The organism is Streptomyces sp. NPDC037083 (genome assembly GCF_055606485.1).
Genome location: NZ_JBVJSQ010000004.1, coordinates 131,275 through 149,684, shown reverse-complemented (window position 1 = coordinate 149,684; position 18,410 = coordinate 131,275). Strand labels below are relative to the sequence as shown.

Annotated in this window: 13 protein-coding genes; 4 read left to right on the top strand and 9 right to left on the bottom strand. The window is 73.5% G+C overall.

The annotated features are described in order from the left end of the window. Nucleotides 1-51: 51 nt before the first annotated feature. Together ACZ7DE_RS12785 and ACZ7DE_RS12780 are read right to left on the bottom strand one after the other, a co-directional pair. Nucleotides 52-549 (bottom strand): ATP-binding protein, encoded by a 498-nt coding sequence (locus tag ACZ7DE_RS12785; protein WP_470760344.1) that lies wholly within the window; start codon nt 547-549, stop codon nt 52-54. Nucleotides 550-1,844: 1,295 nt separating this feature from the next. Then, the gene (locus ACZ7DE_RS12780) at nt 1,845-2,492 is read right to left on the bottom strand and encodes a hypothetical protein (RefSeq protein WP_470760342.1); all 648 of its coding nucleotides are present in this window, start codon (nt 2,490-2,492) and stop codon (nt 1,845-1,847) included. 221 nt (nt 2,493-2,713) lie between these two features. On the opposite strand from ACZ7DE_RS12780, the gene ACZ7DE_RS12775 reads away from it, so the two are divergent. After that, nucleotides 2,714-4,048, top strand: coding sequence for a helix-turn-helix domain-containing protein (locus ACZ7DE_RS12775; protein ID WP_470760340.1), 1,335 nt, complete (start codon nt 2,714-2,716; stop codon nt 4,046-4,048). Nucleotides 4,049-4,196: 148 nt separating this feature from the next. Here the strand turns inward: ACZ7DE_RS12775 and ACZ7DE_RS12770 are convergent, their stop codons facing one another. Together ACZ7DE_RS12770 and ACZ7DE_RS12765 are read right to left on the bottom strand one after the other, a co-directional pair. Continuing rightward, nucleotides 4,197-5,939, bottom strand: coding sequence for a pyruvate dehydrogenase (locus ACZ7DE_RS12770; protein WP_470760338.1), 1,743 nt, complete (start codon nt 5,937-5,939; stop codon nt 4,197-4,199). 62 nt (nt 5,940-6,001) lie between these two features. Then, nucleotides 6,002-7,486 (bottom strand): PP2C family serine/threonine-protein phosphatase, encoded by a 1,485-nt coding sequence (locus ACZ7DE_RS12765; RefSeq protein ID WP_470761076.1) that lies wholly within the window; start codon nt 7,484-7,486, stop codon nt 6,002-6,004. 1,152 nt (nt 7,487-8,638) lie between these two features. Here ACZ7DE_RS12765 and ACZ7DE_RS12760 point away from each other — a divergent pair. Both ACZ7DE_RS12760 and ACZ7DE_RS12755 read left to right on the top strand, forming a co-directional pair. Continuing rightward, complete coding sequence (locus ACZ7DE_RS12760) at nt 8,639-9,622, top strand: helix-turn-helix domain-containing protein (protein ID WP_470760336.1); 984 nt, start codon at nt 8,639-8,641, stop codon at nt 9,620-9,622. Between the two features lie 84 nt (nt 9,623-9,706). Continuing rightward, a complete protein-coding gene (locus ACZ7DE_RS12755) occupies nt 9,707-10,189 on the top strand; it encodes a DUF456 domain-containing protein (RefSeq protein ID WP_470760334.1) in 483 nt (160 codons plus the stop codon). 85 nt (nt 10,190-10,274) lie between these two features. Here ACZ7DE_RS12755 and ACZ7DE_RS12750 read toward each other — a convergent pair whose 3' ends face one another. From ACZ7DE_RS12750 to ACZ7DE_RS12730, 5 genes are all read right to left on the bottom strand, one after another. Beyond that, the gene (locus tag ACZ7DE_RS12750; protein WP_470761074.1) at nt 10,275-10,802 is read right to left on the bottom strand and encodes a methylated-DNA--[protein]-cysteine S-methyltransferase; all 528 of its coding nucleotides are present in this window, start codon (nt 10,800-10,802) and stop codon (nt 10,275-10,277) included. Nucleotides 10,803-10,870: 68 nt separating this feature from the next. Next, the gene (locus ACZ7DE_RS12745) at nt 10,871-12,256 is read right to left on the bottom strand and encodes an AlkA N-terminal domain-containing protein (protein ID WP_470760332.1); all 1,386 of its coding nucleotides are present in this window, start codon (nt 12,254-12,256) and stop codon (nt 10,871-10,873) included. A gap of 92 nt (nt 12,257-12,348) precedes the next feature. Beyond that, entirely contained in the window at nt 12,349-13,473 is a 1,125-nt protein-coding gene (gene rsgA, locus ACZ7DE_RS12740) for a ribosome small subunit-dependent GTPase A (RefSeq protein ID WP_470760330.1), read from the bottom strand. 447 nt (nt 13,474-13,920) lie between these two features. After that, a complete protein-coding gene (locus ACZ7DE_RS12735; protein ID WP_470760329.1) occupies nt 13,921-15,405 on the bottom strand; it encodes a cellulose binding domain-containing protein in 1,485 nt (494 codons plus the stop codon). Between the two features lie 252 nt (nt 15,406-15,657). After that, nucleotides 15,658-16,977, bottom strand: coding sequence for a radical SAM protein (locus tag ACZ7DE_RS12730; RefSeq protein WP_470760327.1), 1,320 nt, complete (start codon nt 16,975-16,977; stop codon nt 15,658-15,660). A gap of 149 nt (nt 16,978-17,126) precedes the next feature. Between ACZ7DE_RS12730 and ACZ7DE_RS12725 the strand changes: the two genes are divergently transcribed. Further along, nucleotides 17,127-18,395, top strand: a complete 1,269-nt coding sequence (locus ACZ7DE_RS12725; RefSeq protein WP_470760325.1) for an FAD-binding protein — start codon at nt 17,127-17,129, stop codon at nt 18,393-18,395. Nucleotides 18,396-18,410: the final 15 nt, after the last annotated feature.

Here is an 18,410-nt window from a genome sequence, read left to right as displayed (position 1 = left end):
TCTTCCGTCGTCGGCTTCACGTGCGGCTGTGACCTGCGGCCCCTCGTCCGTTCAGGCGGCGCCGGCGCCCAGTTCGAACCAGACGACCTTCCCGCCGCCCTGTGGTCGTACGCCCCACGTGTCCGCGAGGGACTCCACCAGGACCAGGCCCCGGCCGTGCGTCCCTTCCTCGGCGCTCGGCGCGGTCGGCCGGGGGCGGCGGGCGACGAAGTCCCGCACCTCCACCCGCAGACCGGACGGTGAGACGGTGGCCGTCAGGACCGCGTCTTCGTCGGTGTGCACGAGCGCGTTGGTGACGAGTTCGCTGGTGAGGAGTTCCGCCGTCTCCGACCGGCCCGGCTTCCCCCAGCCCCGCAGCAACTCCCTCAGCGCCCGGCGCGCCTCGGGCACCGCCCGCAGGTCCGCCCGCCCGAGTCTGCGATTGAGCTGCGACGCCCGAACCTGCTCCGGTGACTCCCCGGTCGTCTCCTCCCCGGCCTGCCCCGCCCGTCTCGCCACCGAGGTACCCGCGATCGCCGTCGGACCGCTTCCCCGTGCCTGCCTCTCCATGACCCCCGCCCGCGTGTCGATGTTCGGTTTCCCTCCTGCTCGAACACGTTCACGGGGATCCTTGCCCGGTCGGCACCGGGCCAGTCATGTCGAATCGTCGACGACCGGGTGTTCGGCCATGTTCGGGCGGGCAGAAGAAACGCCCCCGGTGGCAGGTGTCAGGTCGGCGGCACCGTGCGGGCCGCGGGGAAAGAGGCCGGGGCCGACGACCGGACCTCGGTGCGTGTGGGACGGGAGTGCCCCACGCGACGCCTGACGCGTCCAGCGCGCCCTGGGAAGCGTGGGTCGCACGGGCGGCCCGCGGGACGCACGCCCGGCGAACGCTTGCCGGCCGACGGCGTTGACGCAGGTCGGGACCGGTTCGTCAGCGGTCGGCTTCGAGAGGTGAAAGCCCTGGTCGACGAGCCGATTCCGGTTGCGGGGACGCAGACTCGAGGCGTGCGGCGGTCCGCCCGACGGAAGCGGTGCCCGACCGTGAGGCCCACGGCGACCGACCCGGCGCCCGCACGGGGAAACGTCGCTCGAGGGCGCGGGCGCACTGCTGCGGCGCGCGCGCCCGCGCGACCGGCGTCGGACGTTCGCTTCCCGCGCGAGCCGAGGTGAGCCGGCGCGTCAGCCGGTCGGGGCGGCCACCGGCCGGGCCGTCACGCCCCCTGGGACCCCCACACCGGGGAGACCGGCTGACCGCCGGGCGTCGGCCCGCCTGCGGAAGCGGCTCTACCGACCTGGTCGTAGGCGGGGAAGGCGTGGGGCAGTCGGTGCTGGACACCCGGGCCGTTCGAAGCACCCCCGTGCGAACGGGACCCGAGGTCCGCGACGCGCGCCGCCGGACGGCCCGGCCGCGGATCTGCCCGTACGCGGTTCCCCCAACTCGCGAGGTTGGCCGGAACCCACTGGTTCCGGTGGGAGGGAATGGTTCCGGCGGGAGGGCGTGGGCGCGGCTCCGGGGTGCCGTGGCCGTGGTTCGGGTGGGAGGGCGTGGCCGTGATTCGGGTGGGAGGCGTCGACGGCGTCCACGCCCTCCTCTCGCCAACGCTGTCGCGGTCGGCACTCCCTCGACGCACGCCCGGAGGGACTAGCTGCCCTCGATTCCCACCTTCCAGGCGAGCGGAACGTTCTGGGCACGCAGGACGCCGTCGGCGTGGTTCTTGTCCTCCAGGCCTTCAGCGGTCTTTCCCGTGGCCGACCGGTCCGTCCCATTACGTGAGCGGGTCGTAGGAGACCGCCGCCCTCCCGACCCCCGTGACGGGAGGGCGGCGGCCTCGGCTTTCCTCAGTGGTCTCGCGGGTCGGACGTCAGCGGAGCTTGTTGACGGCCGTGACGGTCGTCTTCTTGAAGGCCTTCACCGGGGCGTCGGCGAAGCCGCCCATCTGGCCCCGGTCCACGACCGTCACCGTCGTGCCGTCCCGGCCGACCGACAGGAGCCGGATGTCGGTCGCGCCCCAGGAGGTCTCGGTGTGCAGGCCGTAGACGTGGGCGCCCTCCTCGACGTCGAGCTTCCCGTAGTCCTTCAGCGCGGCCTCGACCTCCGGGTCGTCCTTCTCGATCCGCGCGGCGCAGGACTTGATGTCCTGGTTGATCCGCGCGAACCGGCTCTTCGCCGCGCCGACGCTCGACGACTCGACGCTGACCTGACGGGCGCTCGCCTCGAGGTCGGTCCGGAACTCCCGGTACCAGGACTTCGTGGCGTGGCTCAACGCCGCGCCGAGGCAGGGGTCCAGCCTGACGTCGGGCGATGTGCCGGCGGTGATCCTGCCTGCCGTCCAGGTGGAACCGGGGTGCGGCGGAAGGTCCGCGGCCGAGAGGAAGCCGGGCCGCGGAGCGGCGGCACTCGCCGGTGGGGCGAGCACGGCGGCGAGGGCGAGGCCCGCCGCCGTGAGGGCGGTGAGGCCGGTGAGCCTGGTGAGCCCGGCGGGCGTGGCGGCCGGGACGCGCTTGGGCATGGGTGTCCCCCGAGAGTGAGTGCCTGGTGTGGGTCGTCGCCGCGAGGTCGGTCGATCCGGCCGGCCCTGGTCGGTGCGACACCAAGAGCATCGGCCGTCCGCCCGGCCCACCGCAACGGTCTTCGCCCGATCGGCCCTGGTGGAACCATCCCAGCCCATCTGACGTGCAGGTCTATGGGTGCCTGGGATGACCGCCCGGGCCGGACGAGCACGGGGGAACGGTGTCGACCGACGACGGTGTGGCCGATGTGGCGGAGTTCGCGGCACTGCTGACGGAGCTGAAGGGGCGCACGCAGCGCAGCTACGGCTCCCTCGCGCGCCGGCTGGGCATGAACACCTCGACCCTGCACCGCTACTGCGCGGGAGAAGCGGTTCCGCAGGATTTCGCTCCGGTGGAGCGGCTGGCGGAGTTCTGCGGCGCGACGCGGGAGGAACGCCTCGAACTGCACCGGCGGTGGCTGCGAGCGGTCGCGGCACGACAGCGCCCCAGAGGCACGGCGGCCGCGGAGGCACCGCGGCGAACGGACATCGCGGAAACGGCGGAAACGGCCGGGCCGCCGGAGACGACGGGAGCGGCGGGCACGGCAGCCAGGATTGGGGCTTCTGCGCACGTCCCGCCCCGCCGTTGGTACCGTCGCCGCCGCGCCACCGTCCTCGTCGGTGCCGCCTGCGCGCTCCTCGCCACGCTGGCCACGCTGTCCGCTCTGCCCGGCGACAGCCACCCCTCGGTGACCGACGGCGCGGCCCGGCCCGCCGGCTCCCCCACCGCCTCCTTGACGGCCCCCGGCCACTCCGCCACCCCCACCGCGGGTACGACCGCCTCCCGCACGCCCGACGCCGCCTCGTCTCCTCCCGGCCCCGTACCGGACGCGATCTCGCCCTCCACGGACATCGGGCCGGCCCGCGGCAAGGCGTCGGCCCCCGCCCCGGGCGTACCGCTGACCTGGACCGCGAACTCGCACCTCTGGGCGCAGGGCTGCGGTCACGACTACGTCATCGACAAGCCGCCGGCACAGGTTCCGCCGCCCCCGACGGAGCAGGACGCCGGCCCCTGGGCGGCGGCGCAGGGCGCGGTCCACGGGCGGGAGACCAACGTGGAGATCTCGGTGCAGGCCCGCAGCTCGACGGCCGTCGCCCTGACGGCGTTACGCGTGCGGATCGTCGGCCGTGCGACGCCGGCGCCCGGCACCGACTACGCGATGAACCACGGGTGCGGCGGCTCGCTCAGCAGGCGTTACTTCGCGGTCGACCTCGACCAGGACCGTCCCGTGGCGCACTCCGTCGCGGGCAGCGACGCCGGCACGCCCATCCCGGCGGTGAGCCTGCCCTACCACGTGTCCAGCGAGGACCCCGAGGTCCTGCTGGTCACGGCGCGGACCGAGGCCTGCGACTGCACCTGGTACCTCGAACTCGACTGGTCCTCCGAAGGCCGTACCGGCACGGTCCGCGTCGACGACCACGGCCGCCCGTTCCGCACGAGCGGCATCGGCGGACTGCCCCGCTACTGGTACGGATCGGACACCGGGGAGCGCCGGTGGGTCCGGACCACCGACTGACCCCGACGTCCGCCCTTCACCGTCCCTTCCTCGGCCGTCCGTTCCTCGGCCGCCCGCGCCCGGCCGTCCGCCCTGCTCGCCGGCTCCCGTCGCGAACGACCGCCAGCCCGCCCGCCGCGGCAGGTGCCGGAGTGGTGAGGCCCGTCGGCTAGGGGCGGGGCATGTTGCGCAGGTTGGAGCGGGCCATCTGCAGCATCCGTCCCACTCCGCCGTCGAGGACCATCTTCGAGGCGGACAGTGCGAACCCGGTCACCATCTCGGCTCTGATCTTCGGCGGAATGGAGAGGGCGTTGGGGTCGGTGACGACGTCGACCAGGGCCGGACCCTTGTGCCGGAAGGCGTCCTTCAGCGCGCCCGCCAGTTGCTTGGGCTTCTCGACGCGTACGCCGTGGGCCCCGCACGCGCGGGCGACGGCGGCGAAGTCGGGGTTCTTGTTGGTCGTGCCGTACGAGGGCAGACCGGCGACCAGCATCTCCAACTCGACCATGCCCAGCGACGAGTTGTTGAACAGGACGACCTTCACGGGCAGGTCGTACTGGACGAGCGTCAGGAAGTCGCCCATCAGCATGGAGAAACCGCCGTCGCCGGACATCGACACGACCTGGCGGCGGCGGTCGGTGAACTGGGCGCCGATCGCCATGGGCAGCGCGTTCGCCATGGATCCGTGGGAGAAGGAACCGATGACACGACGGCGGCCGTTGGGGGTGAGGTAGCGCGCGGCCCAGACGTTGCACATGCCGGTGTCGACGGTGAACACGGCGTCTTCGTCGGCGAGTTCGTCCAGGACGGCCGCCACGTACTCCGGGTGGATGGGAACGTGTTTCTCCACTTTCCGCGTGTACGCCTTCACGACGCCCTCCAGCGCGTCGGCGTGCTTCTTCAGCATCCGGTCGAGGAACCGCCGGTTCTCCTTGGCCCGCACGCGCGGGATGAGACAGCGCAGGGTCTCGCGCACGTCACCCCATACCGCGAGGTCCAGCTTCGAGCGTCGGCCGAGGTGTTCGGGCCGCACGTCGACCTGGGCGATCTTCACGTCGTCGGGGAGGAAGGCGCTGTAGGGGAAATCGGTTCCGAGCAGGATCAGCAGATCGCACTCGTGGGTGGCCTCGTAGGCGGCGCCGTACCCGAGGAGACCGCTCATCCCGACGTCGTACGGGTTGTCGTACTGAATCCATTCCTTCCCGCGCAAGGCGTGCCCCACCGGGGACTTGATCTTTCCGGCGAACTCCATGACCTCGGCGTGCGCGCCCGCCGTTCCGCTGCCGCAGAAGAGGGTGACCTTGTCGGCCGCGTCGATCATCTCGACCAACGCGTCGATCTCGGCGTCGCCGGGCCGGACGGTGGGTCGGGTCGTGACGAGAGCGGTTTCGACGGCTTTCTCCGGGGCGGGCCGGTCGGCGATGTCGCCCGGCAGGGACACGACGCTGACTCCGCTGCGGCCGACGGCGTGCTGGATCGCGGTGTGCAGCAGCCGCGGCATCTGTTTCGGGTTGGAGATGAGTTCGCTGTAGTGGCTGCACTCACGGAACAACCGGTCGGGGTGGGTCTCCTGGAAGAAGCCGAGGCCGATCTCGCTGGAGGGGATGTGGGAGGCGAGGGCGAGCACGGGCGCCATGGAGCGGTGGGCGTCGTAGAGGCCGTTGATGAGGTGGAGGTTGCCGGGGCCGCAGGACCCCGCGCAGGCCGCGAGTTTCCCGGTGATCTGGGCTTCCGCGCCCGCGGCGAACGCGGCCGTCTCCTCGTGGCGGACGTGGATCCAGTCGATGCCGGGGTTGCGCCGGACCGCGTCCACGACGGGGTTGAGGCTGTCCCCCACGACTCCGTAGAGGCGTCTGACTCCCGCGCGGGCGAGGATGTCCACGAACTGTTCGGCGATGTTCTGCTTGGCCATGGGGGGACGCGTCCCTTCGGTCTCCTCGGGTCGGTCCCTCCACAGTGGCCGCGGCGGCTCGTTCACGCCTCCCAGACGGCCGCGGCCGTTCGGTCGTCGGCGTAGCCCTTCACCCTCACCTGGGTGTCGGCGAGGAAGGCGGCGAGGCCGGGCGGAGTGGGTCCCGACCAGCGTCGTGTCAGGTGGGCGGAGAGTTCGGGCTCGCCGCGCAGGGGGTCGGCCAGACCGCCCGTGCACATGAGGAGCGTGTCACCCGGCCGGGCTACGGAGGCACGGAAGCGGAAGGGAGCCCGGGGCGGTCCGGGGTCCGGGTCGTAGGGGTTGGGCGGGGTGGGGATGCCGAGGTCCATGGTGAGCCGGTCGCCCTCGGGCGTCTCGCTGGGGAGGGATCCGAACCCGACGACCGGCTCTCCGGCGACGTCGCCGACCCGCGGCTCGATGTCCTGCCAGACGCCGTCGCGCAGCCGGAACAGTCCGCCGTCGCCGACGCCGAAGAACACCCGCGTGCGGCAGGCGGGGTCGGCGGGCAGCAGCAGGCAGCGCAGGGTGGCCGCGTACTCCTCGGGCTCCAGTCCCTGTTCGGCGGCGCTGGCGCGGAGCCGGCCGAGGCTGCGGTCGGTGAGCCGGTGCAGGCCCGACTTCAGATCGCCGCGCCGGGCCGCCCTTATGTCCTCGGCGAGCCGGACATGGCTGCGGCCCACCGCCCGCCCGATCCACCGGCACACCTCGGCGGCCGCCCGATGCGCACCCGGGGTCGCCCTGGCGCCGGTCGCCATCGCGACCAGGATCAGCGCGTGCTCGCCCGTTCCGAAGCGGGCGGTGAGAAGCGAGTCACGGCGCGGTTCGCCCCGGTACCGCGCGGAGTCACCCCGCACGGAAACGGCCCGCAGCGCACAGGTCCCGTACCGGGCCCCCTCCAGGACGGTGTCGGCGACGAGGTCGTCCAGATCGTCGGGGTCGGCGGGCGGCAGGGCGGTGGGCTCGGCGTCGTAGGTGGGCGGCCCGGAACCGACGTAGACCGTCGGGGCCGTCAGGGGCGGAAGGGCGGGGATTGCGGGGACGGTGGGGGGATGGTCGGGCGGTGGGGGGTCGAGGACCAGGTCCGGGGACCCCTCCGGGGCCCCGTCCGCGGCACGATCCGGGGCGCGATCCGGGGCGGGGGCGGACGACGGCTCGCCCGGACTGAACGAGGGCGCCGGGCCGTCGGCGGAGGCGGTGGGGGCGTTCGGGGGCGGCGGGGTGTGCGGCGGCACCGGCGGCGACGTGGGCGGGGGCGATGTGGGCGGAGGCGGCGGTACGGCCGGCACGGCGGGCGCGGCCACGGGTTTGGCCGGAGCGGTCGCGGGCGCCGCGGGCTCGGCGGACGGCGCCGGAGCGGAGGACTCCGCCGGTGAGGCGGACGGCGCGGGTGGGACGGGCGGCGCGGGTGGGACGGGCGGCCGCTGGGCTGCTTCGGAGGCCGGGGGCGCGGTCCGCGGTGACGCGTCGCCGTCGGTCGCGGTGGGTGCGGGGCCGTGGGGCGGCCCCTCGGCGAACCCCTGCGGCAACGGGCCGCGCGGGAAGCCCGCGGGTCCGGGCGACGCGTCCGACGGCGGCTCCCAGGGTGCGCGATGCCGCTGCGGCCGACGGTCGTCGAGGTCGGTGGGATCCCCGTCGGCGACACCGGTTCCCGGGTCGGCGCCGGTTCCCGGGTCGGCGCCGGTTCCCGGGTCGGCGTCAGGTCCTGTGCCTGCCGCAGCTGTGCCGTCGGCGCCCGTACGCATGTCCGCGCCGGCGTCGTCGGACCGTTCGGCGGCGTCGCGTCCGGCGTCGGGCCCCTCGGGCGGTCGTCTTCTCGGCGGCGGGACGGTGGCCTCGGACGCCGGGAGCGGCTCCTGCGACGTGGCGCCCTGGGCCGTCCACCAATCCGACCGTGCGCCGACGTCGGGCCGTTCCGCGCGGGGCGACGGCACCGGACCGGCAGGGCCGGAGCCGGAGCCTCCGGGATCGTCCCCAGGGGCGGGTGTGACCAGCGGGGTTTCCGGGCCGACCGGGTCCCGAACGCCTCCTGGGGCCCCTGTCCCGACGCCGTCGCCCGAGCGCACACCGTCCGCCGGGCCCGCGGAGCGCACCGCTCCGGCGGCCGAGGCGAACCGGTCGTCCAGGGAGTCGGCGGCGGGCGCCGGCCCCGTGTCCTCGGTGGCGTCGTCGTACAGCTGCCCCCACCAGTCGTCCTCGTGACCGGTGGGCCTACCCCCCTGCTGGCTCATGCCCCCAATTGTCCACCGCGAGGGCCGCAGGAAAACGGGGCATCCGGAAAATGCCCCCACGGCACGGGTGTCGAACAGTGTGCCGAGCGACGTCCGGACAGCAGTGCGGCGCACGGTGCGAGAGAGGTCGCCGGGCGGTTCCACCCCCCACGGGAGAACCGCCCGGCGACCCGGGGTGACCCGGGCTCGAGTCCCCTACTGCGCCCCTGCGCGTCAAGAGCCCGGATCACGTTCCGGCGGCCCTCGGAGCACGGCGCGAAGGCCGCGCCGGACCGAGTGTGCACGGCGTTCATGGAGATCCGCGGTGAAGAACCAGCGTTGATCACTTGGTCACGCCGTGGCCACACCTTGGCAGAGTGACCGCCGGTACGGCGATGATGTGCGGCGGCGGGTTTACGCCGTGGCCGTTTCCCGCCACTCACGGCCACGTCGGAAGGAGGGTCGCACCCCATGCTGGGAGCGATAGGGCTCGACGAGACCCATGAGTCGGCATACCGGGCACTGGTGTCGGTGGGCGCCGCGGATGTACCCGACCTCGCCCGTCGGCTGGCCCTCGGCGAGCACGACACGGAACGCGCGTTGCGCCGGCTCGAACAGCACGGGCTGGCCGCCCAGTCCTCGGGCCGTCCCGGACGCTGGGTCGCCGCTCCTCCGGGCGTGGCCCTGGGCGCTCTGCTCACCCGGCAGCGCCACGAACTGGAGAAGGCGGAGCTGGCGGCCGCCCTGCTCGCCGAGGAGTACCGGGCGACCGCGACCGAACCGGCGGTGCACGACCTGGTCGAGGTGGTGACGGGCGCAGCCGCCGTCGCCCAGCGCTTCCTGCAGCTTCAGCTCGGAGCGACCGAAGAGGTGTGCGCGCTGGTCACCGGCACCCCGGTGGCCGTGACCGGCAGCGAGAACGAGGCGGAGGAACAGGCGACCGCCCGGGGGGTGCGGTACCGCGTGGTCCTGGAGCGGGCCGTACTCGACCAGCCGAACGGCATGACGGAGCTGTCCGCCGCGCTGGGCCGGGACGAGCAGGTGCGGGTGGTGGACGAGGTGCCGACGAAGCTGGTGGTCGCCGACCGCTCGCTCGCCCTGGTGCCGCTGACCGGCCGTTCGGCGGAGCCGGCCGCGCTGGTGGTGCACGCGAGCGGGCTGCTGGAGCTGCTGTCGGGGCTGTTCGAGTCGGTGTGGCGGGAGGCGCTGCCGTTGCGCGTGGGCCCGGCCGGCGTCGCCCAGCGGGACCCGGACGGCCCCGACGCAGCCGACCTGGAGATCCTGTCCCTGCTGCTGGCCGGGATGACCGACGCGAGCGTGGCCAAACAGCTCGACCTCGGGCTGCGGACCGTGCAGCGCCGGGTGAAGGGACTGATGGAGCTGACGGGAGTGACGACCCGGCTGCAGCTGGGCTGGCACGCCTACGAGCGCGGCTGGGTGACCCGGGAGCGGTGACGGGACCGCCGCCGCAGACCTGCGTGACCGTCCGCCCTTGCCTCTTGACCTGCGTGTTCTCTTGGGCTCGGGCACTCTGGGCAGATGGGAGTCTTCGAACTCCTGCTGGTCGGACTGGTCATTCTGCTCGGCCTGTGCGGAGTGCTGGTGCCCGGTGTGCCGGGGTCGTGGCTGGTGTGGGCCGCGGTCCTGTGGTGGGCGCTGGACGATCCGCGCCCGGTCGCGTGGTTCGTTCTGGTCGGTGCCACGGTCGCCCTGTTCCTGTCCCAGGTGGTGCGCTGGGCTCTGCCTCCCCGTCGGCTGCGGACGAGCGGCGCGACCCCCCGGATGGCGGTGTACGCGGGGCTCGGCGCGTTCCTCGGCTTCCTTCTGTTCCCCGTGCTCGGCGCGATCCCCGGTTTCATGGGCGGCATCTACCTCTCCGAACGCCTCCGCCTGGGCCGCCCCGGCGAGGCCCGCGCGGCCCTGCGCACAGCGATGCGCTCAGGCGGCTGGAGCGTCCTGGCGGAACTGTTCACCTGCCTGCTGATCGCGGGGGCGTGGCTGGGAGCGGAACTGTGGGGCTGACGGCGGGGCGCGCGTGGTCGCACGCGTCAGACGGCCGGGAACCGGGGCGTACGACTGACCTTCGGCCCCCGCACCTCGCCCGCGGTCAGATCGACGGCTCCGGGAGCACCCCCTCCAGGGCGAGCAGCCGTACCTTGCGTTCCAGCCCGCCCGCGTATCCGGTGAGCGAGCCGTCGGCGCCGATCACCCGGTGGCAGGGCCGCACGATCAGCAGCGGGTTCGCCCCGACGGCTCCCCCGACGGCCCGTACGGCCATCCGCGAGGCTCCGACGCGCGCGGCGACCTCGCCGTAGGTCGTGGTGGCCCCGTAGGGGACGGAGTCCAGGGCGGCCCACACCCGTTCGCGGAACGCGGTGCCGTCGCTGCGCAGCGGAAGACGGAACTCCTTCAGGTCTGCGGCGAAGTAGGCGTCGAGCTGTTCGCGCGCCTCCCGGAAGGGACCCGGGTCGTGCCGCCAGTCGTTCTGCACGCTCCGCCCGCCCTTCTGCCCGGGCACGGACAGGGAGGTCAGCGCTCCGTCGGCGTCGGCCGTGAGCAGCAGGGTGCCGAGCGGGCTCTCCACCCGCGTCCAGAACGTCAGCCGGGTCGTCGGGGCGGTCAAGGGGGCTGTCATCGGTTCGGTCACGGGGGCGGTCATCGGGTCCGTCATGGGGTCGGTCATCGGGTTCGTCAGGGGGTCGGTCATCGTTCCTCCGCGGCGCGCAGGTGGTGCAGGGCGTAGGTGCGCCAGGGGCGCCAGGTGTCGGGGACGTCCGTGCCGGGCGGCGCGACGTCGGGGTCGCCGAGCGCGCGGGCGCGAATCGCCGCGACGGCACGGGCGTCCAGGCCGGGCAGCGCCGACAACGCCTCCTGGGCGTCGTCCCGGTCGGCGCCCGGGTCCAGCCGTACGGCGCCGTCGGCCAGGGCCGCGGCGAGGGCGCCCAGCGGGCCGTCGGGCTCGGACTCCGCCAGGACGGCCGACTCGGGGAAGAGGTGGGTGAGGGTCCCGCAGGGGGCGTCGAGGGCCTTGCCGTAGGCGCGCGCGAGTCGTTCCGCCCGTGTCCGCCCGACGAGCGCCCGCACCGCGTACTCCTCCGGGTCGGCCGCCCCCGGCGAGCGCAGCCCCGGTCGGGCGGCGACCAGCGGGGCGAGCCGCGGGTCGGCGCCGAGCCGCTCGTCGACGGCGTACGGGTCTGCGTCGAGGTCGAACAGCCGGCGCAGCCGCTGGACCGCGGTCGTGAGGTCGCGGGGATCGGTGAGGTGCAGCCGCGCGTCGAGCCAGCCGCCGGGATGAACGGCCGAGGCCCGGCCCGGGTCGCCCGCCCGCTCGTCGACGGCGACGATCCCGGTGCCGTACGGCAGCCGCAGGGTACGGCGGTAGGTGCGCCGACCGGTCGGCCCGCAGACCTCCTCCACCCCGGCCACGGCCTCGTGCTGCAGCAGGTCGAACACGGCGCCCGCGTGGTACGGGCCCCGGTGGGCGAGCCGCAACGGGATCCCGGCGGCCGGGGTGGCGGTGCGGCGGTGCGCGCGTACGGCCGCCCGCAGCTCGGTCGGGGTCGCCGCGTACACGGCACGGACCGTGTCGTTGAACTGGCGCACGCTGGCGAACCCGGACGCGAAGGCGATCTCCGTGACCGGCAGGCCCGTCGTCTGCAGCAGCACCCGCGCCGTGTGGGCGCGCTGCGCCCTGGCGAGGGCGACCGGCCCCGCGCCGAGTTCGGCGGTGAGCTGTCGCTGCACCTGGCGGGCGCTGTAGCCGAGCCGGTCGGCGAGCCCGGCGACGCCCTCCCGGTCGACGACTCCGTCACCGATCAGGCGCATGGCCCGGCCGACGACGTCGGCGCGAGCGTTCCACTCCGCCGAGCCGGGTACGGCGTCCGGGCGGCACCGCCGGCAGGCCCGGAAGCCCGAGCCCTGCGCGGCGGCGGCCGTGGCGAAGAACCGCACGTTGCGTCGTTTCGGCGTCACGGCGGGGCAGCTGGGCCGGCAGTAGATGCCGGTGGTCGCGACGGCGAAGAAGAACTCGCCGTCGAACCGGGCGTCCCTGCTGCGGACCGCCTCGTAGCGGGTTTCCTGGTCCGTCATGGCTCCCAGTCTTCGCCTGCGACGCACACCCCGCTAGCGGAAATCGGACGTGGCATCGGGGATCGCGAAACAGGGGAACCCGCTGGGAGCGGTCACCGGGGCGGTGCGGGCCGCCACGGCCCCCGGCCGCGTTTCGCCTCCCCCGCCGCCCTCCCCTCGGCCTGCTTGCGCTTCCATCCCTGGCGGACGTCGGCGCGCATGCGGGCGTCGGACTTGGCGACGATCCACTGGTTCTCCCGGACGAGCTTGCGGTAGCTCTCCAGCCTCCGCAGCGGCAGACTTCCGTCGTCGACGGCCGCCCGCACCGCGCACGCCGGCTCGGACTCGTGCGCGCAGTCGTGGAACCGGCAGTCCCGGGCGAACTCCTCGATCTCGGCGAAGACCTGGCCGACGCCCGTGCCGGCGTCCCAGAGGCCGACGCCGCGCAGCCCGGGCGTGTCGATGAGGACGCCCCCGCCGGGCAGCGGCAGCAGGTTGCGGGTGGTGGTGGTGTGCCGTCCCTTTCCGTCCATGTCCCGGGTGGCCTGGACGTCCATCACGTCCTCGCCGACGAGCGCGTTGGCGAGCGTGGACTTGCCCGCGCCGGACGCGCCGAGCAGCACGGCGGTGCCCTGCCCGAGCAGCGCCGCCAGTTCCTCGACGCCCTCGCCCTCCCGGGCGCAGACGGTCAGCACGGGCACGCCCGGCGCGCCCGCCACGACGTCCTCCACCAGGTAGGACAGTGCGACCGGATCGGGCACCAGGTCGGCCTTGGTGAGCACGACGACGGGCTGGGCGCCGGACTCCCAGGCCAGGGCGAGGAACCGTTCGACACGACCGAGGTCGAGTTCGACGGCCAGGGACATCGCGACGACGGCGTGGTCGACGTTGGCGGCGAGGATCTGTCCCTCGGAACGCTTGGAGGAGGTGGAGCGGACGAACGCGGTACGGCGCGGGAGGAGCGTCCGCACGTATCGCGGATCGCTGCCGGCGGGGTCGACGGCGACCCAGTCCCCCGTGCACACGACCTTCATCGGATCGCGGGGCACGACGAACTCGGTGTCGGCGCGAACGGTGCCGGCCTCGGTGACGACGTCGCACATGCCTCGATCGACACGCACGACACGGCCGGGCAGCAGGTTCTGCTCGGCACAAGGGGTGAACTCGGTTTCCCAGCCCTCGTCCCAGCCGTAGGCGGCGAGAGGGTGCGACGAAACCGATGAGGAAGAGAAATGCAAGGGAGACCCTTCACAGGGGGCAGCCCCGGCAGCGCTCACCTAAGTGAAAGCACCCACGAAAAAAGCGGAAGAAGTGGTCAGCCGGAGACCGCGGAGGTGGAGTGAACGAACGTCTGGCCGCTGCGGACAGCGCCCCTCGTGGCGACAGTCATCGGTCACACCCCCCGTTCCTCGTACGGCTGACAGCGGTGGGCCGTCGGCCCCCGCGTAACGCTCGCTCAGGATAGGGACGCACGAGGCGGGTTGCCACTCGTTTTTCCGGCTTCCGGCGCAGGAGAGGGCGGCGGAGGCGGAGCAGCCGCAGGAGCAGGGCGGCCGCAGGAGCAGGGCGGCCGCAGGAGAGCCGCGCACCGGGGTGGAACCCGGGAAGCGCGCGGCGAGCCGTACCGGCCCGCCGCCGCGACCGTTGCGGGGCGGGGCGGGGCGGTGCTCGTCAGGCGGCGGGGCTCAGGAGGCCGTGCACGTCCTGCCGTTGAGGGTGAAGGCGTAGGGCGCGGAGTTCTTGTTCTGCCAGGAGGCCAGGAACCCGAAGGTGAGGGTGCCGTTCGCCGAGACGGACCGGTTGTAGTCGGCGGCGGTCGCGGTGACGCGGGAGCCGTTCTGGGCGAGGCTCGCGTCCCACATCTGGTCCACCCGCTGGCCGTCGCGGAAGGACCAGGCGACGCGCCAGGTGTCGAGGGCGTCAAGGGTCGTGATGGTGACGGTGGCCTGGAAGCCGTCCGGCCACTGGTTGACCAGGTCGTACCGGACCTCGCAGGCCGCCTCGTCCTCGCTGCCGCCGGCGCCCGCGGTGGCCGAGGAGGTGCCCTGGGGCTCGGGGTCCGGCTTGCTCGCGGCGTCGCCGCGGGTCGGCGACGGCGTGCCACTGGCGGACGGGACCGGGTCGGACGAGGACGGCGCGGCGGAGGTCGCCGGAGAGGCGGACGGCGGGACGGAGCCGCGGCCGGCCACCGGACTGCTGTCCGTGGGGCCGCTCTTGGCGAGGCCACCGCCGCTGTCGCCGGGCATCATCGACACGGCGAGGGCCAGCCCCGAGACGAGGACGGCGGCGGCGAGGAGCGCGTTGCGCCGCACCCGCGCCTTGCCGGCGGCGGCCCGCGCGGCCGCGCCCTCGGGATCCGAGGTGTCGGGGCGTCCGGGGCCGAGGCGCACCTCGGCGGCCCGGCGGCGGCGCTCCAGGTAGGCGAGGCCGCCCCAGCCGATCACGCCCTGGGCGAGGGCCGCGGGCAGGCCGCCCCCGTGCAGGCGCAGACAGGCGGCGGCCTCCGCGCACTCCACGCAGGTGGCGAGATGCCGGGAGAGGTCCGCCGGGGTGTCGGCGGCGGGCGAGCGGGTGACGGCGTCCAGCAGCCGGACGTAGCTGCGGCACTCCGCGTCCATCGGAGTGTCGAGATGGTTGCGGTGACAGCGGTCCCGGAACAGTCCGCGGACCTGGTTCAGCTCTTCGACGGCGGCGGCGGGGTCCAGGCCCTGGCGGCGGACGACGGCGTGCAGCGGGAGCGCCTCCACCTCCGCCAGCCACAGCAGGGCGGCGTCAGGCTCCTGCATGTCGCGCAGGCCGCGCAGGGCGATGGGACGGCTCAGGGGTGGCCCGACGTACCGGGCGGCCTTGCCGGAGTTCAGCCACAGGCGCAGATCGGGGTCGAGTTTGTGGCCCTGGCCCTGGGCCTCCCAGGCGGCCGCCGTGGCGCGTACGGCGGTCAGCAGCATGGGGATCCGGGGCAGCCGGGACGAGCGACGGCCGGCACCTCGTGCGGTGCCGTCCTCGGCGGCGCGGGCCTCGCGTATGCCGAGCGCGAACGCCTCACGGGCCAGCTGGTTCGCCGCGGTCGAGCCGGAGGTGCACAGGTCGGCGTACGACAGGACGGCGTCCCAGCACTCGGAGAACAGCGCGGCCTCGGCGGCGTCCTTCGGGGTCGGCAGGTCGGGCATGGGTCTCCTGCATCCACAAGCGAGGTCAACTCACCATGACGGCAATGGAGTTGGGGGGAACCTCGCGGCAGGGGCAGAGCTTTTCACGTTTCCAACACAACTGACAAGCGCCCTGTTCAGATGTCATGTAAGGACAGCAGGACAGGGCAGCAGAAGACGGCCGCGCCCGCCACTCCGGCCTCTTGTACGGACGCGGACCCCTCCGTGCTCAACGCCGGCATCACTTTTTCCGACGCCGATTCCGCGGACGGACTATACGGTCGCCGTGTCCTGCGCCGAAAGGCTGTCCATGAAAGAGCTCACGGAGAACACCGCGCGGCCGGGTCCGGGCGGGCCGTAGCCGGGGGGCGAGGAGAGCCCGAACTCGTCCATGGTGGCGCGGTAGGCCTCCAGCAGCCGGATGTGGTACTCCAGCGGCGCGCCCTGCGGGTTGGCCTTGCCGAGCGGGGTGGTGGGCTCGGGGCACCAGGTGGTGAAGCGGGGCGTGATGCCGTGCGACATGAAGAAGCGCAGGCCCTCCGTGGTGGAGGCGATGGCCTCGTCGACGCCGGTGAAGCCGAAGGGCTCGGCCATCTCGACTCCGGCGACGAAGTTGGGGATGACGTTGCGCGCGCCGAAGATCTCCGCGGAGTCGAGGATGCGCTTGTGCCACTCGTCGCGGCCCACGTAGCGCTCCTTGCCCGGGCAGTACAGCTCGAACAGCCGGCGGTCCCACACCTCGTAGTTGGGGTGGTAGATCTGCACGCCGTAGTCCTTGAAGCGCTGCACGTCGTCCCGGGGCAGCGCCTGGGCGACGACCTTGCCGATCCAGCGGCCCGGGAAGCGCTCCTCGATGGCCTTGGCGTAGTGACCGTAGAAGTCGGCCTCGTCGCGTCCGGCCACGGTCTTGGTGATCGCGCCGCCGGTGAGCGTGTACGCGGTGGACGCCTTCTGGGTGTCGTACCGGTCGATGATCTCCAGGGCTTCGAGGACCTCCTCGACGTCCTTCACACCCGTGTACGGCCGCCCGGCCGCCTTGTGCTGGCGCCAGTTGTGGTTGATGTCGCAGTACTGGCACTCCTCCTTGGCGCCGAAGTACTGGCACACCCGGAAGACGGTCAGATAGATGAGGTAACCCCACTGGATGGTGGGGGCGACCTCCATGACGGACTTCCCGTTGGAGAGCTTGTGCCGGTAGTACTCCGGCATCGGCGGCACCCCGACGTCGGCGATGCGCCTGCCGTCGAGGTACAGGCCGAGCAGGCCCTCGTCGTCCGCCGCGACGCGGTACGGCGAGGAGGGGTTCACACGGACCGAGACGACCGTGCGCCGCAGGTCGTAGGGGCCTCCCGTGAGGATGATCTCCTCGGGCGGGCGGCGCAGCGCGGCCTCGCCGAGCTCGGGCAGGGTGCCGTGGTCGAACGAGAAGATGAAGTACGACTTCGGCTTGACCTCCCCCGACTCGTTGTCGCTGAGGGCGGAGGGGTCGAAGGCCACGCCTCCGCGCAGCAGGTCCTCCTTGAAGACGGCCTCCCGCGGAACATGCGGAAACCGCTCCATCAGATCCTCGACCAGCGCGGTACGGCTGCCCATCCGTCTCTCCTCCCGGCTCAGGCGTACGACTCCTCACGGTATGCCCCTGCCGGCGCGGTGGTGGGGGCGGGGGCCTCGTGTTGCGGGCAGGGTAGGTTCCACCTGGGAATTCCGGGTTCTGGATCTCCTCGGGAGGGGCGAGCAGTCGCATGACCGAAACCGTTACCAACTGGGCCGGCAACATCACCTTCGCCGCCGGGGAACTGCACCGCCCGCACTCCCTGGACGCGCTGCGCTCGCTCGTGGCGCGCAGCGCACGGGTGCGGGTGCTGGGCAGCGGGCACTCGTTCAACGAGATCGCCGAGCCGGGCCGCGACGGGGTGCTGCTGTCGCTGGACGCCCTGACCGGCGAGGTCGACGTCGACACGGCGGCCCGGACCGTGCGGGTCGGCGGCGGCGTGCGCTACGCCGAGCTGGCGCGCCGGGTCCACGAGCGCGGGCTCGCGCTGGCGAACATGGCCTCCCTGCCCCACATCTCCGTCGCCGGGTCGGTGGCGACCGGCACGCACGGGTCGGGGGTCGCGAACGGTCCGCTGGCCTCCGCGGTGCGGGAGGTGGAGATCGTCACCGCCGACGGCTCGACCGTCGTCGTCGGACGCGGCGACCGGCGCTTCGGCGGCTCCGTCACGTCACTGGGCGCCCTCGGGGTCGTGACCGCGCTCACCCTCGACCTGGAGCCCGCCTACGGGGTGGAGCAGCATCTGTTCACCGAACTCCCGCTGGACGGGCTGGACTTCGAGGCCGTGGCGGGCGCCGCGTACAGCGTGAGCCTGTTCACCGACTGGGGTGCGCCCGGGTTCCGGCAGGTGTGGTTGAAGCGGCGCACGGATCAGCCGCTCGGGGACTTCCCGTGGGCGGCGCCCGCCACCGAGGCCCTGCATCCGGTCCCGGGGATGCCGGCGGTCAACTGCACGGAGCAGTTCGGGGTGCCGGGGCCGTGGCACGAACGGCTGCCGCACTTCCGGGCGGAGTTCACCCCGAGCAGCGGAAACGAGCTGCAGAGCGAGTACCTGCTGCCGCGTGGCCATGCCGTGGCGGCGCTGCGTGCACTCGACGGGATCCGGCAGACGGTCGCCCCCGTGCTGCAGATCTGCGAGGTGCGGACCGTGGCGGCCGACGAGCAGTGGCTGAGCCCTTCCTACGGCCGGGACACCGTGGCGCTCCACTTCACCTGGGTCGAGGACACGGCGGCGGTGCTGCCGGCGGTGCGGGCGGTGGAGACCGCGTTGGAGCCGTTCGAGCCGCGGCCGCACTGGGGCAAGGTCTTCGCGCTGCCGGCCGCCGCGGTGCGCGGACGCTACCCCCGGATCGACGACTTCGCCGCCCTGGCGCGGGAGCTGGACCCGGCCGGCACGTTCACCAACGCCTTCGTGCGGGACGTCCTGGGGACTGACGTCCGGTCGGCTTCCGTCACTTAATAAAGCCCCTTTCCT